Annotated in this window: 15 protein-coding genes; 11 read left to right on the forward strand and 4 right to left on the reverse strand. The window is 63.5% G+C overall.

Features of this window, described 5'->3' with window-relative positions; genetic code table 11:
* Positions 1-17 precede the first annotated feature (17 nt).
* Positions 18-788, forward strand: coding sequence for an MlaE family ABC transporter permease (locus tag VT84_RS18645; RefSeq protein ID WP_082840567.1), 771 nt, complete (start codon positions 18-20; stop codon positions 786-788).
* 27 nt (positions 789-815) lie between these two features.
* On the opposite strand, the gene VT84_RS18650 is transcribed toward VT84_RS18645, so the two are convergent.
* A complete protein-coding gene (locus tag VT84_RS18650; protein WP_082840568.1) occupies positions 816-2,126 on the reverse strand; it encodes a Gfo/Idh/MocA family protein in 1,311 nt (436 codons plus the stop codon).
* 503 nt (positions 2,127-2,629) lie between these two features.
* Here VT84_RS18650 and VT84_RS18655 point away from each other — a divergent pair.
* A complete protein-coding gene (locus VT84_RS18655; RefSeq protein ID WP_082840569.1) occupies positions 2,630-3,469 on the forward strand; it encodes a sugar phosphate isomerase/epimerase family protein in 840 nt (279 codons plus the stop codon).
* A 2-nt stretch (positions 3,470-3,471) separates the two neighbouring features.
* Here VT84_RS18655 and VT84_RS18660 read toward each other — a convergent pair whose 3' ends face one another.
* The gene (locus VT84_RS18660) at positions 3,472-4,446 is read right to left on the reverse strand and encodes an SMP-30/gluconolactonase/LRE family protein (RefSeq protein ID WP_082840570.1); all 975 of its coding nucleotides are present in this window, start codon (positions 4,444-4,446) and stop codon (positions 3,472-3,474) included.
* Between the two features lie 72 nt (positions 4,447-4,518).
* On the opposite strand from VT84_RS18660, the gene VT84_RS18665 reads away from it, so the two are divergent.
* Positions 4,519-5,322, forward strand: coding sequence for an SDR family NAD(P)-dependent oxidoreductase (locus VT84_RS18665; RefSeq protein WP_082840571.1), 804 nt, complete (start codon positions 4,519-4,521; stop codon positions 5,320-5,322).
* Between the two features lie 117 nt (positions 5,323-5,439).
* Here the strand turns inward: VT84_RS18665 and VT84_RS18670 are convergent, their stop codons facing one another.
* Together VT84_RS18670 and VT84_RS18675 are read right to left on the reverse strand one after the other, a co-directional pair.
* Positions 5,440-6,333, reverse strand: a complete 894-nt coding sequence (locus VT84_RS18670) for a sugar phosphate isomerase/epimerase family protein (protein ID WP_082840572.1) — start codon at positions 6,331-6,333, stop codon at positions 5,440-5,442.
* Between the two features lie 450 nt (positions 6,334-6,783).
* Positions 6,784-7,500, reverse strand: a complete 717-nt coding sequence (locus VT84_RS18675) for a BON domain-containing protein (protein WP_162271768.1) — start codon at positions 7,498-7,500, stop codon at positions 6,784-6,786.
* Between the two features lie 447 nt (positions 7,501-7,947).
* On the opposite strand from VT84_RS18675, the gene VT84_RS18680 reads away from it, so the two are divergent.
* From VT84_RS18680 to VT84_RS18715, 8 genes are all read left to right on the forward strand, one after another.
* Entirely contained in the window at positions 7,948-9,333 is a 1,386-nt protein-coding gene (locus VT84_RS18680; RefSeq protein ID WP_082840574.1) for a hypothetical protein, read from the forward strand.
* A gap of 78 nt (positions 9,334-9,411) precedes the next feature.
* Complete coding sequence (locus VT84_RS18685; protein WP_082840575.1) at positions 9,412-10,470, forward strand: AAA family ATPase; 1,059 nt, start codon at positions 9,412-9,414, stop codon at positions 10,468-10,470.
* Entirely contained in the window at positions 10,463-12,307 is a 1,845-nt protein-coding gene (locus VT84_RS18690; protein WP_082840576.1) for a hypothetical protein, read from the forward strand. Before VT84_RS18685 ends, VT84_RS18690 begins: the two co-directional genes overlap by 8 nt.
* Positions 12,297-13,235 (forward strand): ABC transporter ATP-binding protein, encoded by a 939-nt coding sequence (locus tag VT84_RS18695; RefSeq protein WP_052554414.1) that lies wholly within the window; start codon positions 12,297-12,299, stop codon positions 13,233-13,235. The genes VT84_RS18690 and VT84_RS18695 overlap by 11 nt, the downstream gene beginning before the upstream one ends.
* Positions 13,232-14,761 (forward strand): hypothetical protein, encoded by a 1,530-nt coding sequence (locus VT84_RS18700; RefSeq protein ID WP_082840577.1) that lies wholly within the window; start codon positions 13,232-13,234, stop codon positions 14,759-14,761. Before VT84_RS18695 ends, VT84_RS18700 begins: the two co-directional genes overlap by 4 nt.
* Positions 14,758-15,624, forward strand: coding sequence for a DUF58 domain-containing protein (locus VT84_RS18705; protein ID WP_052554417.1), 867 nt, complete (start codon positions 14,758-14,760; stop codon positions 15,622-15,624). Before VT84_RS18700 ends, VT84_RS18705 begins: the two co-directional genes overlap by 4 nt.
* Positions 15,625-15,670: 46 nt before the next feature.
* A complete protein-coding gene (locus VT84_RS18710; protein WP_082840578.1) occupies positions 15,671-17,437 on the forward strand; it encodes a vWA domain-containing protein in 1,767 nt (588 codons plus the stop codon).
* Complete coding sequence (locus tag VT84_RS18715; RefSeq protein WP_082840579.1) at positions 17,434-20,223, forward strand: VWA domain-containing protein; 2,790 nt, start codon at positions 17,434-17,436, stop codon at positions 20,221-20,223. The genes VT84_RS18710 and VT84_RS18715 overlap by 4 nt, the downstream gene beginning before the upstream one ends.
* The last annotated feature ends 7 nt before the right edge of the window (positions 20,224-20,230 follow it).

Here is a 20,230-nt window from a genome sequence, read left to right on the forward strand (position 1 = left end):
TTCTCTCGGCGCCAAGCGTGCTCAACGCGATCACTAATCTCGAACGATTCGGCCGGCTCGTGGCGTTCGCGCTGCGAGCCGTGCCCACTTCTGCCACCGCGTTTCCCCGATTCGGGCAGTGGCTCCGACCGTTTTACAGCGTCGTCGTTGGCGGGCTCCCGCTCGCAGTCGTCACGGGTCTGGCGCTCGGAGTCGTGATCTGGATGCACACGCGCGATGTGCTCGCGCGCACCGGGACCGGCGCTGTGGAGTATCTGCCCACATTCCTCGCGGCAGCCGTGCTGCTCGAACTCGCGCCGGTTGGGGCGGGATTGATCGTCGCGGCGCGCACGGGCGCGAGTTTGGGTGCGGAACTCGCTTCGATGCGCGTTACAGAACAGATCGACGCGCTTGAACTGCTCGGCGTGTCCCCACTGCGTCGATTGGTCGGTCCGCGGATCGTCGCGTGCGTGTTCGCAGTGCCGGTTCTACACGTTTTGATTGCTGCCACCGCGCTCGGCAGCGGATTCATCGCCGAGCAAGTCACCGGTTCGACAACCTATTTGAAGTATGACACAGCGGCCGTGCGCGAGTTGCTCCTACAAGACGTGGTGCCAGCAGGCCTCAAGACACTCGTGTTCGGTTTGGTCGTTGGCGTAACGGGGTGTTTCATCGGACTGAACGCCCGCGAAGGGTCCGAGGGCGTGGGCCGCGCCGCGACCGACAGCGTGGTCGCGTGCGTGCTCCTCGTGCTTGCAGTAGACGTGTTACTCGTCGGACTCATCAAGGCGGGCCAGCAGTTCCTGTAAGTGCTGCTGTGCCCGCCCGAAAAACACTTACTTCGGCAGTTCCCATCCCTTGCGGTACTCGCGGCTCAAGAACACATCTGCGCTGGCATCGCCGGTCGTGCCCTTCTCTGCATCCCAGCGGATCTCTTTCCCAGCACGATACGCGACGTTCCCCAAAAGTACGGCTTCGGCCAGGCGCCCCGAATACTCGAAGTTGCAGAGCGTGGTACCGTTACCCTTAATCGCTTCGGTCCACTCCTTGTGGTGCCCGATCGACGGCTTGATGCTCTTTTCCGGCGCCTTGAACCCCTTCGCGAACTCGCCCGGTAGAATCAGGTACTTGCCGTAGTCCGCGACGAGCTTCCCCTTCGTCCCCTCAAACAAAATGCCCGAGTCGTAGCCCTTGTAGATGTCCTTACCACCATTCGGCCCGGTCCCTCCGTGTTCCCACGACAACTTGACCGCGGGGCGGGTCTTCGTTGCGGGGAACGTGTACGCCACCTGCATCACGTCCGGCGTGGTGTTGTCACCGGTATAGTTCTTACTTCCGGTCGCAGAAACGGACGTCGGCGAGGTGAGTCCGAGCGCCCAGTACGGCAGGTCGATGTAGTGGCAGCCGAGGTCCGCGAGCGTGCCCCCGCCGAACTCCCACCACCAGCGCCAGTGGAAGTGCGGCCACGCGAAGTTCCAGCCCGACTTGTTCATCTCCGCTTCAAAGAACTCGGCCTTGGTCGGCCCGAGCCAGAGGTCGAGGTCGAACTTTGCCGACGGCTTGGTCGCGAGCCGCTTCCCGCCCACCGGCTTGCTGCTGTTCCACACGCGAACTTGCGTGATGTCACCGAGCAGCCCGGACTGCACGATCTCCACCACGCGGCGGTAGTTTTCGCCCGCGTGGATCTGCGTGCCCATCTGTGTCACGACTTTGTACTTCGCAGCCAGTTCCCGCATGTGGCGCACTTCGGCCACCGTTTCGGCCATCGGCTTTTCGCAGTAAACGGGCTTCCCCAAACTCATGGCGATGCACGTGGGCAGCGCGTGCGTGTGGTCCGGCGTGCTCACCACCACCGCGTCAATGCCCCTCGCCAGTTTGTCGAACATCCGACGGAAATCGGTGTAGAAAGCGGCCTCCGGGAACTCGGCGCGTGCCTTCTTCGCGTTGTCCGGGTCGACGTCGCAGAGTGCCACGATGTTTTCGTGGGTTGAGCCTAAGCCCTTCAGGTTCTCTGCACCGCGGTGCGCGACCCCGATCACCGCGAGATTGAGTTGCTCGTTCGCGTTACGGGCGCGAATGATCGAGGGGGCGGTCAGCGCGACTGCTGACGCGGCCAGGAACTTTCGGCGATTGAGCTTGGCAGCCATCGTACCTCCAGGAGCGGTCCCGTACCGCGCAGCGCGGCGAACGGTCGCTTCGAGTGTACTCGGCAGAAATCGCGTGGGAAGTGCGGAGATGTGTTGAAAACCGGACGGGGGAGGACGGCGCGTAGGGCGAACCTGGGCGACGCGCCGTCCTCAACCCCGACCCGTGCTCCTGGGCGACGTGGAGCGTGGTCGGTGATAAGACTCGTAAAGAGCCGTTTATTTCCTGCTACTACTGCGTAACGAAAGGAATCATTGCATTCGGCCTGCCAAAAGGATTAAAAACCTCTCAAAAACTACGTAAGTAATTACCATTCAACTACTTAAATTTTTCATTTCGACTGTCCGCCTCCTGCGGCGCACTTCCAAAGGTTGTCGGGCGGTCCGACACGGACGGACATTCTCGACAACGCCTCCCGTTGGGATCTATGTCGTTCGTTTCGCGACACCGGCGGGGTGAGTCATTACAATCGCGGCGAGACGCTCCACGTTTCGAGGATCTCGTCATGCCGATTCCGCCGCTCACGATCGGGGTTTGTAGTTGGTCGCTCCAGGTAACCAACGTTCCGGAGTTGAAGGGCTTTCTCGACAAACTGGGAATTAATGTTGTGCAAATTGCGTGTGGCGACCCCCACCACGCGAGCTGGGCGGAAGGCGACGCGATGCCCGCGGCGGCACGCGCGGCCGGGTTCCAGATGTCCGGCGCGATGCTAGGGTTCCCCGGCGAGGACTACACGACCCCGCAAACGATCGAGAAAACCGGCGGGTTTGGCGACCCTGCCACGCGCCCGGAGCGCCTGGAGCGGTTCAAGTGGGCTTTGGCGCGCACGAAAGAACTGGGATTAACCGACCTCATGCTCCACGCGGGGTTCATTCCCGAAGTGGGCGCCCCCGAGCGCAAAGCGTTCCTCGACACGCTCACGCAGGTCGCGGATCTCGCGAAGCAAGCGGGCGTTATTGTGGCGTTCGAGACGGGTCAGGAGTCCGCGACGCTGCTACGGCGCACGCTCGATGACCTGAAAGCGCCGAACCTGAAGGTGAACTTCGACCCCGCGAACATGCTGCTCTACGACAAGGACGAGCCGCTCAAGGTGCTCGATCTACTCGCGCCCGACATCCGCAGCGTTCACCTCAAGGACGCCAAGCGCCCGACCGTAAAGGGGTCGTGGGGCGAAGAGGTTCCGCTCGGCACCGGCCAAACGGACACGAAGGGGTTCGTGAAAGCGCTCCAGCGGATCGGCTTCGCCGGCCCGCTGTGCATCGAGCGCGAAGTGGGCACGCAAGCGGACCGGTTCCGCGACATCGAACACGGCGTCCGGTTCCTGCGCGAGTGCCTCGCGAGTTGAACTTACGACAACTGAACGACTTCGGGCGCCGGGCAATCAGCGAACTGAGTATCCGCGATGAACAGGCAGCCGGCATTCGGGCACTTCGCCCGCATGTCGGCGGGCATGCCTTCGGATGCGGTGGTGAGGAGAAGTTTCACGCCACTTGGTCGCTTCACGAGTAGCGGGCATGTGACGCGCGGCGAACCGGGTGTAGTCCACTCTTCGAGTGCCTCACCCGTTGCCAGTGAAAACCGCACCGCCCTGCCCTTCTCGGCGAAGTCCGGATTGAAGAACGCGACAATCACGGTCCCGTCGCCGCAATCACACATCCCGTCCGGGAACCCAACCTGATTCGCGAGATCGAGCGCCACACCGTCGGGAGTCGCGGTGCGGGCCGCCACATCGAGCCGGTAGCGCACCACCTTCCGCGTTGGGGTGTCGATGTCGAACAGAATCAGCCCGTTCGCATCGCTCGCGAACACCTTCCCGTTGGAACAGACCTGCTTGTCCACCAACACGGTCACTTGGTCGTCATCGGCGGTGTAGAGGTACAACTGAGCGAGCTTCGCGTCGGCGTCGAACTGCGTGTCCTTCGTGCCGAAGACAACGGCTTTTCCACCGGGAACAATTTCGGCGTCGTTGATGATCGTTCGCGGGTTGTCATCGGGAATGGTCGCGAGCGACTCGGTCCAGGTCGAGTCGACGAGGTTACAGATCCGTAGCTGTTTCTCTACCCCAACGAGAACACAATCCGTATCCGCTGTGGGAAGAACGAACCCCGGTCGGCCGGGACAGGCTAGCCCCGAATCGCTGCTTCCATCAGTGCCGGGGAAGTGAACGTTAATCTCGCCTTCGCGTGCGCTCGCATCCAGTTGGATGTTGACCCACACCAGCGCCGGCCGCCCACCGATCGTCGCCCAGCGCGGCCCTTCGGGAAGGAACCGATCGTGTTCTTCCGTAAAGTCGATGTACACGCGGGCTTCGGTGCTTCTCATCGTGGTACTCCCGTTGCGGTGCGGTTGCTACGTTAGGCGGTACTCGCTTCCGCGGCGAGCCGGAGATTTGACATGTTAGGTGGTAAATCGGCACTCATTACCGGGAGCAGCCAGGGTATCGGGCTCGGCGTCGCGCAGGCGTTTGCCGCGAGCGGGGCGAAGGTGGTCGTGACCTCGGAAAAACCGCTCACGAGTTGCCCGGAAGTACAGCGCTTGCTCAGCGACTACGAGCACACCCGATACGTGCAGGCAAATTTACTCGCGGACGGCGAACCTGAGCGACTCGTCGCGGAAGCGTGGGCCGCGTTCGGCGGAATCGATGTGCTGGTGAACAACCTCGGCACGTATAAAGAACCGCCACTGGCTCAGATCACGCGAGACCACTTCGACTTCATTTTCCGGCTCAACGTGTGGATTCCCGTCGCCCTGTCGCGTGAGCTCGTTCGGCGCGCCCAAGCCGCCAAGCGCGGGGGCCGAATCCTATTCAGCACCTCGCTGAACGCGACCCGCTCCGAACCGCTCCATACGCTCTACGACGCGAGCAAAGGTGCAGTAAACGCTCTCACGAGGCAGTTAGCAGTCGAACTCGCCCCACACGGCTTTACCACAGCCGCAGTTGCGCCGGGGCTGGTGGAAACGCCACTCACCGACTTCGGGTTGCAATCCTCACCGGCCGAGCGCGAAGCCGTGATCGCCCAGATCCCGATTCGCCGAATCGCAACGGTGGAAGACGTCGCGTGGTGGTACGTGTTCCTCGCGTCCGACCGCGCGAGTTACAGCACCGGGAGTGTCTTCGCGGTGGACGGCGGACTCGATGCACAGCAAATGGCTCAGCGCCCTGTGACAGAGGCCGAGCGGGGAGAACAGAAGGCGTGAACCGCGGATAAACGCAGAGGCTCATGAGGCGGTAGAGGTGGAGGCTTAGCGGTGTGCGCTGTCTGGCGACGAGTTGCGACCAGCCTCCACCTCTACCGCCTCATGAGCCAACGCAGATCACTTCCACGTGCGGTAAGTGGGTCGCGGCCCCGGCTCTTTGCCGGCAAGCTCCCGACGCAACCATCCCAGTCCATCAAGGTTATCCGCGAGGCGCTCGGCTGCGTCGTCCTGCGTGTGTCCCAGAATGCCAATCGGCCCGCTGTACCCGCTGTCGCGGATGGCGCGGAGTAGAGTCAAATCCAGTTCGCCTGTACCGAGAGGCAAGATCTTCTTGCCGACCTTATCCCCACCCTTCGTGCTGCCGTTGATGTTCAGCGCGAGCAAGTGCGGCTTCATCAGTTTGAGGATTGCCGGGAACCGGTCGAAGTGATCGTGGCCGTGGTGCAAGTTGTACACGATGCCGACGTTCTTGAGTTTAAGCGCATCAATAATGGCGACCTGATTTTCCGGCTCCCCGAACCAGCCACCGTGGTTGTACAGCGCGAGTTTGCACCCACACTTCGCGGCCTCTTCCGCAATTGGTTTCAATACCTTCACCGCGCTCTCGACTTTCGCGGCCTGGTCCTTCCCCACAGGGTCGCCCATCGTGACCCAGAGTTGCGTCTTGATGTCGTGCTTCTTGATGACCTCAAGGAGCTTCTGAGCATCCGGACCGAGGTTCGCAGGAAACCAGACTGCCGTCAGTTCGATCTTCGCTTTCTTCAGCAATCCGACCTCTTCATCGAACGTCGGAAGATGCTCCGCGCGCCAGTCGTAGGCGTAGTTTTTAAACCCGATCTTCTGGAGCATCTCCACCCGTTCCGTCGGGGTTCGTTTTTTCGCGTCGAACGGAACAATGCACCACGCGACGAGTTTGTCTCGCGTGAATGGGTCTGCTGGTGGGTTATCAGCCGCCCGCGCGGGTTGAGGGAGGCACACAGCAATCGTGGCGAGTAGCAGCGCTCGTGACATGGGAATTTGGTGTGGGGAGGGAGTGAAGCGCAACTCCCTCTAACTACACGAAGCCGAACCCGAGTGCCATCGTGAAACGAGGAGCGAAACCATTTGTAATCCTTTGTCCACTAGTGTATAATTTGCCGTAGCGAGGTGGTGTCTGCGTGGGTAGCCACCGAACATGAACCGACCACGGACCGAATGCTAACAAAAGACCGCGAAATGTTAGCCGTTGTCAGCGTTCGGGGCCGTGTCGAGGCAGAGTTGATTACGACTTAAACGCTTATTAATTCGGCGCTTAGCGAGTTCACCGGCCGGTCAGTACCCCAGAGATCGCTCTGGAACCCGAAATGTTATCTTTTGTTACCCGAAGCAGATTGGGAGGCGCGAATGTGTTGCGGGAAATGACATTCGGCGAGGCGATAAACCCCGCCGAACGCGAATTACTCAACTCGGCCTAACTGGATCTCACCAGAACTTGACGCGCCAGTAGTCGTGGGGAGCAGCCTGGCGACCGAGGTACCAGTGGCCGTCGTCCCATTCGAGGGTCACTTTCCGCCAGCCGAGCGGAACCTTCGGGAACGGGTAGTACGGCCCGATGAAGGGGAAGGCGTTGTACGGGTACGCTTGCGGGTACGCGACGCGGCTGACGTTCCCGTAAGGAGCGTAGGTCGGCCACGCATAGGGCGGCATGTTCGGGGCTTGCATGTCGGGCGCGGCCTGACCCGGGTGCCCGAGCGGAGCCGGTTCCACGATCGGGTTGCCGACCGGGGGGTGGTTCGGGGCCAGCGCGTTCATCGGGATACCGGTCGGGCCGAGCGGGGTCGGCGCGATCGGGGCCAGGTCTTGGACCTGCACCACGCCTGCCGTGATCGACCGGAGTTTGTCGCTCACGATCACGACGCCGGTCACGGCCTTCGCGTCCGCGATGATGCGGGACTTCTGGGCAGCGTCCTTAACCGTACCCGCCAGGGTCACGGTGCCTTCTTGGGCCACGATCGACACGTCGGCGCCGCTCGCGTTCCCGGTGGACCGGAGCTTGAACGCCACGTCGTCGGCGAGGGTTTGGTTCGGGTTAGCGCTCGCGGCGGAAGCAGAAACCGGGAGCGGAGCCGGAGGGGTCGCGATCGCGGAGCCGGACAAGCCGGCAACGAGAGTCAACGAGAAAAGAGCACGCACTTTCACAGCGGACCTCCATGTACGGGAGAAGTGCGGGGCACTCATCACCGAATTGAGCATTGCCCCAAGTCGCTCTCCGGTCAAACAACGGGCGAGAAAGTTTCCCCCGCCCGGAAGCCCACTCCGCCGCGTTTTGGGTGCAACCGCTCGGACGGCTACACCCCGCGGAAGTCGATGTGTTTCAAGGGTTCGCGGCCTACTTTCACTGAGAATTATTCAAGTCGGTCGCGTTGGGTGGTTTGGTGGGGCGTCGTGACGTAGCTCCACTTTCGCGCGATCAGCGAAAGTCGAAGAACGTTCAACGAAAACGGCGGTTGAATTGGGTTCCGAGCACGGACGTTACTTGTTCGAGGAGTCGCAACGCGAACACGACTCGCGGCTTGACTTCCTCATCATTCTTCGGTCTGATACAACGATACGTACAGAACCTAATCGATTCACAAGGCGCGTCTCATGTCACACGACGAGCAACTGGTCGGCCGGTTCTACAACCATCTCACCCGTTGGTTCGTTCTCCGTCAGTCCGTTGCCGCCGTGACCGTTTGGGCCTTCCTGTGGGGCACCGCGATCCTCGTACTGAAGGCCACGCAGGGCACCTCGGTCCCCACACTCGCGTGGGGCGCGATTGGACTTCCGCTCGCGCTCGGTTTCGCAGTGTGGTCGGCGCTCCGCAGTCTGCCCGATCGGAACGTAGTTCGGGCGCTCCTTGATGAGCGCGGTGAGTGCGGCGGGTTGCTCATGGCCGGCGCCGAATGCGACCTCGGACAGTGGCAGGCCAAGCCCGCGGCCGAGATGCCCACCCTCCGTTGGCGCGCCCAGCGCCCGCTCGGGTTCCTCACGCTGGCAATCGTGTTCGTTGCGCTCGGCTTCCTGATTCCCGCACGCAGCCTCGCGGTGAACGATACGCCGCTCGATATTAACCGCCCCGCGGACCGGCTCGCGGATCAGGTCCGCGTGCTGCAAGAAGAAAAGATCCTCGACCCCGACCGCGCGGAGAACTTGAAGCAGAAGATCGAAGAGCTGCGCTCGCAGTCCACCGGCAAAGATCCCGCCAAGGCGCTCGAAGCGCTCGACCACCTGAACGACGTGGTGCGTCAGGTCGCGCGACAAGCGGCTGAAAAGAACTCGCGTCAGGCGAATCAATTGGGTCAGCTCGATGCCGCAGCCGAAGCGCTTCAAAAGGCCGCGGCGGGTCTCGATCCGCAAGAAGCTGCCGAACTGATGAAGGAACTGGCCGCGCTCGCTCAGAAAGCCGCAACAGAAGGCGACGCTCTGGAAAGCGAACTCGGTGCGGAACTGGCGGAAGCACTCAAGGAAGGCAAACTGACGTCCGAGCAACTGGCGAAGCTCGCCGCCGCCGCCAAGAGTGGTAAAGGGTCGATCTCGAAGATGGGCAAGAAACTGCACAACGCCAAACTCATCGACGCGGACCAGCTTAAAGCATGCGAAGGAGGCCAGTGTGACTCAGATGCCCTGGCCAAATATCTCGTGAAAAACAAGAAGGCCAGCCTGAAAGAAGGGCTCAAGGACCAAGAGGGGAACGGCGGGCTAGGTGACGACGGCCCCGGAAATACGGCCCTCAACTTCGGCGACCGGGCGAACGAGGACGGAACGAAGTTCAAAGAAGAAGCGCTGCCGCCGTCCGAACTCTCGGCGCTGAAAGAGAGCCAACTCTCGGGCGTCAGTAAGTTGCCGCCCAAGCGAGACAATAACGCGGGCACGCCGCAATCGGGTGGATTGACCGGCGCCGCGGTCGGGGGAGGCTCGGCAAACGCCGCGCCCGTACTGCCACAGCACCGCGGCGCGGTCGGTCGCTACTTCGATCGGCCCGTGAAGTGATCCTGGTTCGCGTTCGCGAAGCATTTTCCCGAGTTCGGTCGGCCCGGTTCGTCCGGTCCAGAATGGAATGAGGCCCGCATGCCCGACACCGCGAAGCCCGCCGCGCTGCTGGAACCCGACGAACTGAAGCCGGCGACCGAACTCGCCGGTCAACTGTTGGAACAACTCGACACGATGCTCTTCGGGCGGCCCGACCTGCACCGCCTCGTGCTGATCGGCATCCTGAGCCGGGGACACGTCCTGCTCGAAGGCGTTCCCGGCGTCGGGAAAACAGCCCTCGTCAAAGCGCTCAGCCAGCTCCTCGGGCTGGATTTCAAGCGCGTGCAGTTCACCCCGGACCTGATGCCCGGAGACATCCTCGGCTCGCACATCCTGCAAGAGGTGTCCGGGAGCGGGCGCGAAATGGTGTTCCGCGCCGGCCCGATCTTCACGCACCTGCTTCTGGCGGACGAAATCAACCGCGCCTCGCCGAAAACACAGTCGGCCCTGCTCGAAGCGATGCAGGAACGCTGCGTCACACTGCTCGGTGCGACCCGGCCGCTCCCCGATCCATTCTTCGTGCTCGCGACGCAGAACCCGATAGAACTCGAAGGTACGTACCCGCTGCCCGAAGCCCAACTGGACCGGTTCCTGTTCAAACTCGTCGTTGCTCCGGCAGACGCGGACACGCTGGACCGCATCATCAGTTCGCGGCGCCGCGGGGAACCGCCTCAACCGACGTGGACGATGAGCGCCGAGCAACTGCGCGACGTCTTCGGAGTTATGGACCGCATCTTCTTACCGCGCCCGGTTGCGCGCTTCGTGTCGCGTCTCGTTGCGACGACGCACGGAAGTTCACCGGAAGCGACACCGCTGGTGAAAGCCTACGTGACGTTCGGCGCCTCCCCGCGGGCCGCGATCGCGATTGCGGAGGCGGCACGAGCGGCAGCACTCCTCGCGGGCCGGCCGACGGTCGGGTTCGCCGACGTTCGCGCGGTGACGCCCGCGGTTCTGAACCACCGGCTCATCCTCAACTACAAGGCCCGGCTCGACGCGGTCGATGCGTTCGCGATCGTGCGCGAGTTGCTCGAAAAGACGGACGAGGCCGGTTTGAACCTCCCACGCGATCTGACAGTTGCCGAGGTGAACCGTGCGTGAAGCCCTGAACGAGCGGGGACGATCGGTCGCGCGATTGGTGGCCGCGTTCCTCGCGGTCTTCTTCGCTTCTTCGCTCGCCCACGCTGCCAAGTACGGCGACATTGAAGTCACAATCAAGAGCGAGCCGCGCGGCACGGCGACCCACGGGTACGCCGAGGTCGAGTTCCTCGTCACTAATCGGTCGGCGCAAGCCGCCCACGAAGTCCGCATCACCTACCCGAAGTCGAGCTACTCTTACGGGGGCGATCACCTCCGGGCCGTCTCCAAGAACGTAACGGTTGGAGCGGGTGAGAGCGCCAAAGTGATCCTCGCTTACCCCGAACGGATCGAACTTCGAGGGAACGGCGCGGGCGTCACCATCGACGGGCGCGAAGAAGAGTCAGCACTGCCGGTCGGAACCGGGAGCAGCTCGCGCGGCTACTACTCGTATGGCTCCTCGAGTCCCTCCCGCGGTCCCGGCACGCAAGTGCTCGTGCTGTACAGCAAGGGCGTTGATACGCGGTTTCCGGACTGGGTCACGCACTCCCAGACCCAGTTCCAGTCCGCGGGAAAATACGTGTCGGCGGAGACCATTCGCGCGGACCAGTCGACCGACCAGTGGAGCACGAACTGGCTCAGCTACACGCGGTACGACGGCGTTGTGGTCACCGCCACCGACCTTCGCGGCATGTCGACCGAAGCCCTCAACGCGATCGGGCAGTACGTGGAGTGCGGTGGGTCGCTGTTCGTGCTCGGGCGCGACCCGCAACTGCCCGGACCTTGGAAGCTCAAAGCCGATACGAAACACCCTGTTTCTGTGGCGAATCCGGGATTCGGACAGTGCATCGCCACGAACCAGACCGAACTCTCCCCGTTCCCGGCGCGGGTGCTCACACCCGTACTCGAATCGTGGTCCAGTACGGCCTCGCCGTGGCAGCGCACGCGGACACCGAACGACGCGAACCGCACGTTCCCGGTCGTGGAGGACATTGGCGTCCCGGTAAAGGGGTTGCTGGCACTGATGTTCGTGTTCGTGATCGCCATCGGGCCAATCAACCTCATCCTCTTGGCCCGCAAGAAGCGAAAACTGTGGCTGTTCTGGACCGTCCCTCTGATGTCGTTTGTTACGTGCCTCACCGTAATGGTGTACATGGCCGTGACGGAAGGGTGGCAGGGTCGCAGCCGGATCGAAGGGGTGACGATACTCGACGAGAACAGCCGCCGCGCTTCGTCACTGGGCTGGACCGGGTTCTACACACCGCTGCTCCCGGGAAGCGGACTGAGGTTCACCCCGGAAACCGAGGTGTGCTACCAGAACGGCGAAGACCCGTACACGTCGTCGTACAGCCGCCGCGGGTCTTCCAATTCCGCACTCAGCATCGATTGGACGCGCGAGCAGCACTTCACGTCCGGCTGGCTGACGCCGCGCGTCCCGGCCCACTTCGCGCTCCGCAAGAGCGAACTGCGGCGCGAGCGCATGACGATCTCGAAGGGTGCCGACGGTTCTCCCGAAGCTGTGAACGGGTTGGGAGCCGATCTGAGCCAGTTCTGGTACCGGGACGAGAACGGCAAGGTGTTCTTCGCGGAGGCGATTCCGGGCGGCGGGCGCGCCGCGTTGAAGCCGGCGGCGATCGCGGCGCCCGCAAGCGAAGCGACGCTCCGCAGCCTCTACACCGGTGAATGGGCCACACTGCCGGATCGATTGAAGACCAACGGGCCGGCGCTGCTCGCTCCGCGCACATACCTCGGGGTGATGGACGCGGCTCCGTTCCTGGACGACGGCCTGCCCGGTGCGTCCGTTCGCAAGACGCGGACCGTGGTGTACGGCATTTTGAAGGAGGGCGGCGATGGAAATTGAGATCCAGAACCTGCGCAAGCAGTACGGCAACACGCACGCCGTCAACGGTATCTCGTTCAGCTTCTCCTCCGGCCAGGTTTTCGGTTTCATCGGTCCCAACGGGGCCGGGAAATCGACCACGATGCGCGTGCTGGCCACGCTGGAAGAACCCACGTCCGGGAACGCCACCATCGACGGTGTCTCCGTGGTCGAGGAACCGGAGAAGGCTCACAAGTACATCGGATACGTGCCCGACAACTTGCCCTCACACCGCGACGTAACGGTTCACGAGTACCTGGATTTCTTCGCCCGCGCGTACAACATCCGCGGCGAGAAGCGCCGGAAGACCGTGGAGGGCGTCGAAGAGTTCACCAACCTGCTCGGCATCCGCGACAAGACCCTCAACGCGCTCTCCAAGGGCATGAAGAACCGGGTGAGCATCGCCCGGGCACTCGTTCACGACCCGCCCGTGTTGCTCATGGACGAACCGGCGGCCGGGCTCGATCCCCGCGCGCGCATCGAACTGCGCGAACTGCTCAAGGTGCTCGCCTCCCAGGGAAAGGCGATCCTCATCAGTTCGCACATTCTCTCGGAACTGGCGGAGATCTGCACCGGTGCGGTCATCATCGAGCGCGGCAAAATCCTCCGCGCCGGGACGCTGCAAGAGATCCTCACGCGGAACAGCAAGGGTAAATCGCACCGCACCGTTGTGATCCGCCCCCTGAATCGGGCCGACGAGTTGCTCAAAGCCGTGCTGGAGTTGCCGGGGGTCGAGGACGCCCGGCCGATCGAAGGAGCAGTGGAAGTGGACCACTCCGGGGACGACGAAGGCTGCTGCGATCTATTGGAGAACGTCATCCGCGCTGGTTTCCGGCTCCTCGAATTCCGGCCCCGACGGGCCGACCTGGAGCAGATCTTCCTGGACGTCACGCGGGGGGACGTGCAATGACCGAGTTCCTCACGCGGGTCGGCGACCGGATCAATCCGATCGTGGTAAAAGAGACGCGCCAGGCCGTCAACAGTCGGCTCGTCGCCTGGTTCCTGCTGCTGTTCCTCACGGTGCAGTTGGTGGTCATGCTCCTCATGATTACCACCCGCGAGGTAGCCGACTCGGACAATATCAACCTCCGGATCGGGCGCGACATGTTCATGTTCGTGCAGGGCATCTTGCTCGGCGCGTGCATGATCCTGATCCCGACGATGACGGGCGCGCGGCTCGCCGCGGAGCGCTCCGATATCAACGTGGACCTGCTGTTCATTTCGTCGCTGACGCCGCGCGCGGTGCTCGCGGGGAAGTTGTTCGCAGCGGGTGCCCTGGCGCTACTCATCTTCAGCGCCTGTGCGCCGTTCATGACGTTTGCCTACGTGATGCGCGGGCTGGACGTGCCGACCATCTTCGTAGTCCTCACAGCGGACTACCTCACCGTACTCCTCGGGACGACGTTCGCGCTCTTTCTGGCTTCCGTGCCCGCGAACCGCGGCCTGCGGATCCTGCTCGGGTTGGGCGGCTTCATCCCGATGTGTTACCTCGGTGCGGGTCTGTTGGTGCTCACCACCGAGTTCCTCCAGGGGCGCTCGTTCTTCGACATGAGTTCGCGCGAGTTCTGGGCCGGGTGCGCTGGGCTGGTGCTCCTGCTATTCGGGACCATCGGGCTTCTGTTCGTTTGGGCCGTGGCACTGATTAGCCCGCCGGCCGCGAACCGGGCGTTCATCGTGCGAGTTTACACGCTCGGATTGTGGCTGGTCGAGGGCCTCGGGTTCGCGATCTGGAGCCTGTACATCAGCCGACCCGAACCAATGGCCATTTGGGGAGTAATGGGCTGCGCGTTCTTTTCGCTCCAAATCGTGATCGCGAGTTGCGAGCGCGACGAGTGGGGGGCGCGGGTCGCGCGGCGCATCCCACGACGGGCCGTCCTCCGAGCACCAGCATTCTTCCTCTATAGCGGAGCGGCCGGCGGACTCGCATTCGGAGTCATCGGAGCCGGGCTAACCGCGCTCGTCCTCGCCGGCTGGTACCTCGTTGTGCCCCCACCCTACGCGGGGATGGGAGCACCCGAGCGCGAAACGGCACCGCTACTGACCGCGGTGCTGATCGCCGCTTATGCGTACTGCTATTCCCTCACGGCGATCGTGCTCCGGCGCGCGGTGTCCGGCTCCGGGTTCCGCTCGGGCTACACGTGGATCATTACCGCTCTTCTCTTCGGCATCGGCTGTACGCTGCCGTACATCGCCCGCTTCGCCTTCTTTGAGCGCACGTACTACTACACGGACGACTACATCGCTCTCTACCTCACTAATCCCGTGGTCATGATCGGCGACGCCGTCTCGTCCTCGTCTTCGGGCGGGCACGTCGCGCTTACGGGGTTCTTTTTGGTGGCGTGGGCCGGCGTCGTGACACTGGCGAACGTCACGTGGCTCGCGAAGCAAGTCATGAATTTCCGCCCGCCCGAAGCGGAATACGAGGCGGACGAATGAGTGCGTCCGCGTTCCTCCAGGAAGGCGCGACGGCGGCCCAGCGGTTCGCGCTGACCACCCCGCGCCACGGACCCGCGAACCGCACCGGCTCGGCGCTGGGCGCGCGGGCCGGTTCCTCGCTGGAATTCCGCGACTACCGCGGGTACGAACCCGGCGACGACCTGCGGCACGTGGACTGGTCCGCGTTCGCCCGCAGCGACCAACTGAGCGTGAAGTTGTTCCGCGAAGAGGTCGCGCCGCACCTGGATCTGCTCATTGATGGATCGAAATCGATGGCCCTGGCGGGTTCGGCGAAGTTGCAAGGCACACTGGCCCTCGCCGGATTCTTCGCGGCGGCTGCGGCGAACGCGGGGTACTCGCATTCGGGGTGGCAACTCGGTGCCGAAGCCGCACCACTCGGGGACTACCGGCACCGACCGGCTGAATGGGACGCGATCCGCTTCGAGCACCGCGACAGTCCCGTGCGGGCACTCGCCGATGTCGCGGCTCGGTGGCGCCCACGCAGCGCGCGCGTTTTGCTCAGTGACTTGTTGTGGAACGCGGACCCGGGGCAAGCCGCGCGTATGTTGGCCGATCGCGCTTCGACCGCGATCGTGGTTCAGGTACTCGCGCATGCGGACGCGAACCCTCCGGTCAGTGGGCACCTGCGCCTGCTCGACAGTGAGACAGACGAAGTGCGCGAGGTGCGCATCGATGCCACGGCCGCCGCGCGGTACCGCGAGAACTTGGCCCGGCTCCAGGGCCACTGGCACGACGCCTGTCGCGCGGTCGGTGCGATATTTGTCACGGTTGTAGCCGAAGACATTCTCCGCGACTGGCGCCTGGACCCGCTCATTGCCGCGGGCGTGTTAGAAGTCGGGTGATGTGCCCCGAAATGAGTTTCGTGCTCCGGGTTTTACGAGCCGCTCCATGCTCCCGGTGTTCTCAACCCCACTGGCACTCCTCGGACTGACAGCGCTCCCGGCGCTGGCGGCAATCTATTACCTGCACACTCGCTCGCGCCTCCACCCCGTCTCGAGCCTGCTCCTGTGGTCGGACGCGCGGGTCGCGCCCGACGGCGGGCGCCAGATCGATCGCCCGCGTTTGCCGCTCGTGTTCTGGCTCGAACTCCTCGTGCTCGCGCTCCTCGCACTCGCGGCAGCCGGCGTTCACGTGCCCGCGCCCACGGGAGCCGGTCCACTCATCGTTGTGCTGGACGATTCGTTCTCGATGCGGGCCGGAGCACCCGATTCGCCGCGAAAACGTGCGGTCGAAGCTCTACTCGATGACCTCCGCCGAGTGCCACGAAGTTCGGTGCGATTCGTCCTCGCGGGTGACCGTCCACAAATCCTGGGGGAAGCAGTTTCGCACACGAGCGAGATCGAGCAACTTCTAGAAGGTTGGACGTGCCAGGCGCCCACCGCGCGGCTCGATTCGGCGGTTGCTCTCGCCCTCGAACTCGGCGGTGAATCAGCACGACTGTTGGTACTCACGGACCACGCCCCCGACGCGCCGCCCAAAGAGGGGCGCGTGCGCTGGTGGGCGCTGGGTTCGGTCACACCCAACTGGGCGTTCGTGAACGCGAGCCGCACTACTGGACCGCGCGGCGACCGCCTCTTGATCGAAGTCGCGAACCTCGCCACAGACGCCCGTTCAACAACGCTCCGGCTCGAAGAGGTGCAGCCGGCGCGCGAACTTCGTCGATCAGAACTGCGCGCGGCTGCTGGCGAAACCCAGCGGTTGGTACTGGAACTTCCCGAAGGCACAGGAACTGTGCGCGCTGTCGTGGACGACAACGAACTAGAAATCGATAACTCGGTGTCGCTCCTTCCCACAAAGCGCAGGCCAGTAACATACGGATTGCAACTCGCTGACAAGGAGTTGCAATCCGCGTTCGATCGCGCACTCAAAGCGACCGGTACCGCAATCGCCTCTAAAGAGAACGCGCACCTCGTTTTCGTCGACGGTACCGCAGCAGCACCGGATGCGTCAGATTCGTGGACCGTCCGCGTGATCCGAGAAGCCGAGGCCGAGGCGTTCACCGGACCGTTCGTGCTCGATCGGTCTCACCCGTTAACGGACGGGCTTTCTTTAACGGGCGTCGTTTGGGGCGGAGGAAAAGGCCCGCTGCCCGGTTCGCCAGTGGTCATGGCGGGGAACGTTCCGCTACTCACGGACACCGAATCCGCGAGCGGGCGACACGAAATTCAATTGCGCTTGCGGACCGACCTCTCGACACTGACGCAATCACCCGCATGGCCCGCGCTCGTCTGGAACCTGGTTCACTGGCGGTCGACGTTCCAACCCGGGCTCCAGCGCGCGAACGTGCGCGTCGGTGAAGAAGCGGTCTGGGTGCTCACGTCGTTCCCCGGTTCGGTCGAGGTCACGCGGCCCGGGGGCGAGCGATCCACAGTACCGGTGTACGCCCGGCGTGCGACGATTCGTGCGGACCGACCCGGGATCTATTCGCTGCATGCTGGCACCGAGAGTGTCTCGTTCGCGGCGAACACACTGAACCGCGACGAGTCGAACTTGACCCAATGCGTGACCGGGCACTGGGGCGATGAACTCAACGAAACGACGCTCCGAAACGACTACCGCGACGTGACGGCGTGGTTCGTGCTGGTGGCTCTGGCAATCGCCACGCTACACGTGAGGCTGTTGGCCCGCAAGCCTGCCACGGGAGCGAATCCGTGACGCTACTCGAACCCCTCTGGCTGCTGCTCGCGGTGCCGCTCCTGGCCGCACTGTTGCGATATCCACTGCCCGGCCGGTTGCTGAACGCACTCCGCGTGGCGACCGTGCTCTTTACGGTTTTCGCGCTTGCAGGGCTGGCACTGCGATTTCCAAGTCGCGCGGGAACCGTGGTCGTTGTAACCGACCGCAGCCGGTCCATGCCGGCAGGTTCGGACGCCGACCACAAGGAACTCATCGACTTACTCCACTCCGCAATGGGTTCGAGCGACCGGCTCGCCGTGGTTTCGTTCGGGGAAACGGTCGCGGTGGAACGCGCGCCGGGTGGCGACAAGTTCTCCGGGTTCACGCACGAGATCGGCGCGGACGGGTCCAATTTGGGCGAGGGGATCGATGCCGCCCTGTCACTGGTTCCGAAGGACGCGCCCGGACGCATCCTTGTGCTCTCCGATGGTAGGTGGACGGGGCGCGACCCGGCCGCTCTTGCGGGGTTAGCTGCGGATCGTCGCATCGCGGTCGACTACCGCCACCGCAGTCGCCCGACCGCGGGTGATCTAGCTGTGGCCCGGGTCGATGCGCCCACGGCGGTCGCGCCCGGCGAGGGGTTTCTCATCACGGCTTGGGTGCAATCACCCGTCGAAGACACTATTCGGTTCGAGGTGACGCGCGGGGACAAAGTCATCGCCAGCGGCGAACAGCGCGTGACGGCCGGGCTGAACCGCCTGACGTTCCGCGACCGCGCGGCCGAACCCGGAAGTCAAAATTACCGCGTCCGCGTGCGCACCGCGGCCGATGACCCGGTGCCCGAAAACAACACCGCGCGCGTACTAGTCGGTGTGAACGGTCCGCGTCCGATCCTGCACCTCACCCCGACCGCGTCCTCGGGCCTGACGGCGCTCCTCAAGGGCGGCGGTCTCGATGTTCGCGCGATGCCGGCGGACCGCTTCAACTTCACGCTCGAAGAACTTTCCGGGTACTCGGCCGTGATCCTGGAGAACGTTCCCGCCGAGAAAATTGGAACGCGGAACATGGAGACGCTGGCGAGTTGGGTGCGAGCGAGTGGGTCCGGTCTTATGGTCACCGGTGGGAAGCAGTCTTACGGTCCCGGTGGTTACTACAAGTCGCCGCTGGAGCCGATCATGCCTGTGTCGATGGAACTGCGCCAGGAGCACCGCAAACTCGCGCTGGCCATCGTCGTCGCGCTCGACCGCTCGGGCAGTATGGCACTCCCGGCTGGTGGCGGGCGAGTAAAGATGGACCTTGCGAACCTCGGGGCGGCGCAAGTGCTCGACATGCTCGGCCCGCTGGACGAGTTCGGGTGCTTCGCGGTCGATACTTCGGCCCACGAGATCGCCGAACTCGGGCTGGTAAAAGACAAGGACCGCATTCGCGACAAGATCCTTCGGATTCAGTCTTCCGGCGGCGGCATCTACGTCGACGAAGCACTCACCGCATCCGCGGACATGATTCGCCACGCGAAAGCAGGAACCAAGCACATTGTGCTGTTCGCCGATGCCGCAGACGCCGAGCAACCCGGCAACTACAAGGAACTGCTCGCCAACACTCGTAAGGCCGGTATTACGGTGAGCGTCATCGGCCTCGGTAAGAACACGGACAAGGACGCGGCACTGCTGGAAGACGTGGCGAAGCGCGGGGGCGGGCGCATCTTCATCACCGACAGCCCGGAAGAACTCCCTCGACTCTTCGCGCAGGACACGTTCGTGGTTGCGCGGAACAGCTTCCTCGAAGACCCGGTCCGCGTGCAAGCTACCGCGGGCCTCACGGCCCTGGCTGGCCGGTCATTCGCGCTCGATCGCAGTATCGGTGGCTACAACCTGTGTTATCTGCGTCCCGAGGCCACGTTAGGCGTCGTGAGCCGAGACGAGTACAAGGCGCCGGTCGTCGCGTCGTGGCAAGCGGGTTCCGGGCGCGTGCTCTGTTACACCGGAGAAGCCGACGGCAAATTCGCCGGGGCGTTTGCGAAATCGCCGGAAACCGGTGAGTTTTACGCGAGTTTGGCCCGCTGGACCGCAGGGCAATCGGGTTCGTTGGCCGAAGGCATAGCTGTGACACAAGAAGTGCGAAACGGGGTGAACCGGATTCAGTTGCACCTCGACCCCGAACGAAAAGCAGAACCGTTCGCGGGCGTTCCGCAACTTCGCACGTTACGCGCACGCCCCGGCGAAGCTCCTCGAACCGAAACTGTTCCGCTCGTTTGGGCCGGACCCGATACGCTAGTCGCGGACGTTTCGCTAGAGGGCGAGGAAACGGCGCTCAGTACGGTTTCGATCCCGGGACAAAAAGCGCAATCGCTCCCACCGGTCTGTTTGCCGTTTTCACCAGAATACGCACCGGCACCTCTCGGGGCGAGCGATGACCGCGGGCGCGCAACACTCGAACGGCTCGCGCGGTCCACGGGCGGAGTCGAACGAATCGACCTTTCGGGCGTCTGGAAAGATCTCCCGCGGCGCCCGCGGTCGTTCCCGCTCGCGCCGTGGTTCTTGCTTACTGCTGTCGTGTGTTTGCTGCTCGAAGTGCTGGAAAGGCGAACGGGACTGGTCACATCTGCCACTGCTGCAATACGGCCGAAATCGTTCCGATTCCGTTTCAAACGAAAAGTGGTGATTCCGGCGCACGTTGCCGCACCGAGCGAGCCAGTCACTACCAAGAAAGCGGCAGCACCCGTCGCGGCTCCCGAACAACCAAAGGTGGCCGCCCCTACCGAGGCCAAAGGCGGCTTACTCGACGCGATGCGTCAGGTCCGCGACCGGAAACGTGGCGACGGTTGAGCAGCGA

The sequence above is a fragment of the Gemmata sp. SH-PL17 genome (assembly GCF_001610855.1).
Classification (GTDB): Bacteria; Planctomycetota; Planctomycetia; order Gemmatales; family Gemmataceae; genus Gemmata; species Gemmata massiliana.

Bases quoted from the DNA above. Each gene is read 5' to 3' on its own strand.
- VT84_RS18650 (WP_082840568.1), bottom strand. From the start codon at position 2,126: ATGGCTGCCAAGCTCAATCGCCGAAAGTTCCTGGCCGCGTCAGCAGTC.
- VT84_RS18710 (WP_082840578.1), top strand. From the start codon at position 15,671: ATGCTCCCGGTGTTCTCAACCCCACTGGCACTCCTCGGACTGACAGCG.
- VT84_RS18670 (WP_082840572.1), bottom strand. From the start codon at position 6,333: ATGTCACGAGCGCTGCTACTCGCCACGATTGCTGTGTGCCTCCCTCAA.
- VT84_RS18655 (WP_082840569.1), top strand. From the start codon at position 2,630: ATGCCGATTCCGCCGCTCACGATCGGGGTTTGTAGTTGGTCGCTCCAG.
- VT84_RS18705 (WP_052554417.1), top strand. From the start codon at position 14,758: ATGAGTGCGTCCGCGTTCCTCCAGGAAGGCGCGACGGCGGCCCAGCGG.
- VT84_RS18660 (WP_082840570.1), bottom strand. From the start codon at position 4,446: ATGAGAAGCACCGAAGCCCGCGTGTACATCGACTTTACGGAAGAACAC.
- VT84_RS18700 (WP_082840577.1), top strand. From the start codon at position 13,232: ATGACCGAGTTCCTCACGCGGGTCGGCGACCGGATCAATCCGATCGTG.
- VT84_RS18695 (WP_052554414.1), top strand. From the start codon at position 12,297: ATGGAAATTGAGATCCAGAACCTGCGCAAGCAGTACGGCAACACGCAC.
- VT84_RS18685 (WP_082840575.1), top strand. From the start codon at position 9,412: ATGCCCGACACCGCGAAGCCCGCCGCGCTGCTGGAACCCGACGAACTG.
- VT84_RS18680 (WP_082840574.1), top strand. From the start codon at position 7,948: ATGTCACACGACGAGCAACTGGTCGGCCGGTTCTACAACCATCTCACC.
- VT84_RS18665 (WP_082840571.1), top strand. From the start codon at position 4,519: ATGTTAGGTGGTAAATCGGCACTCATTACCGGGAGCAGCCAGGGTATC.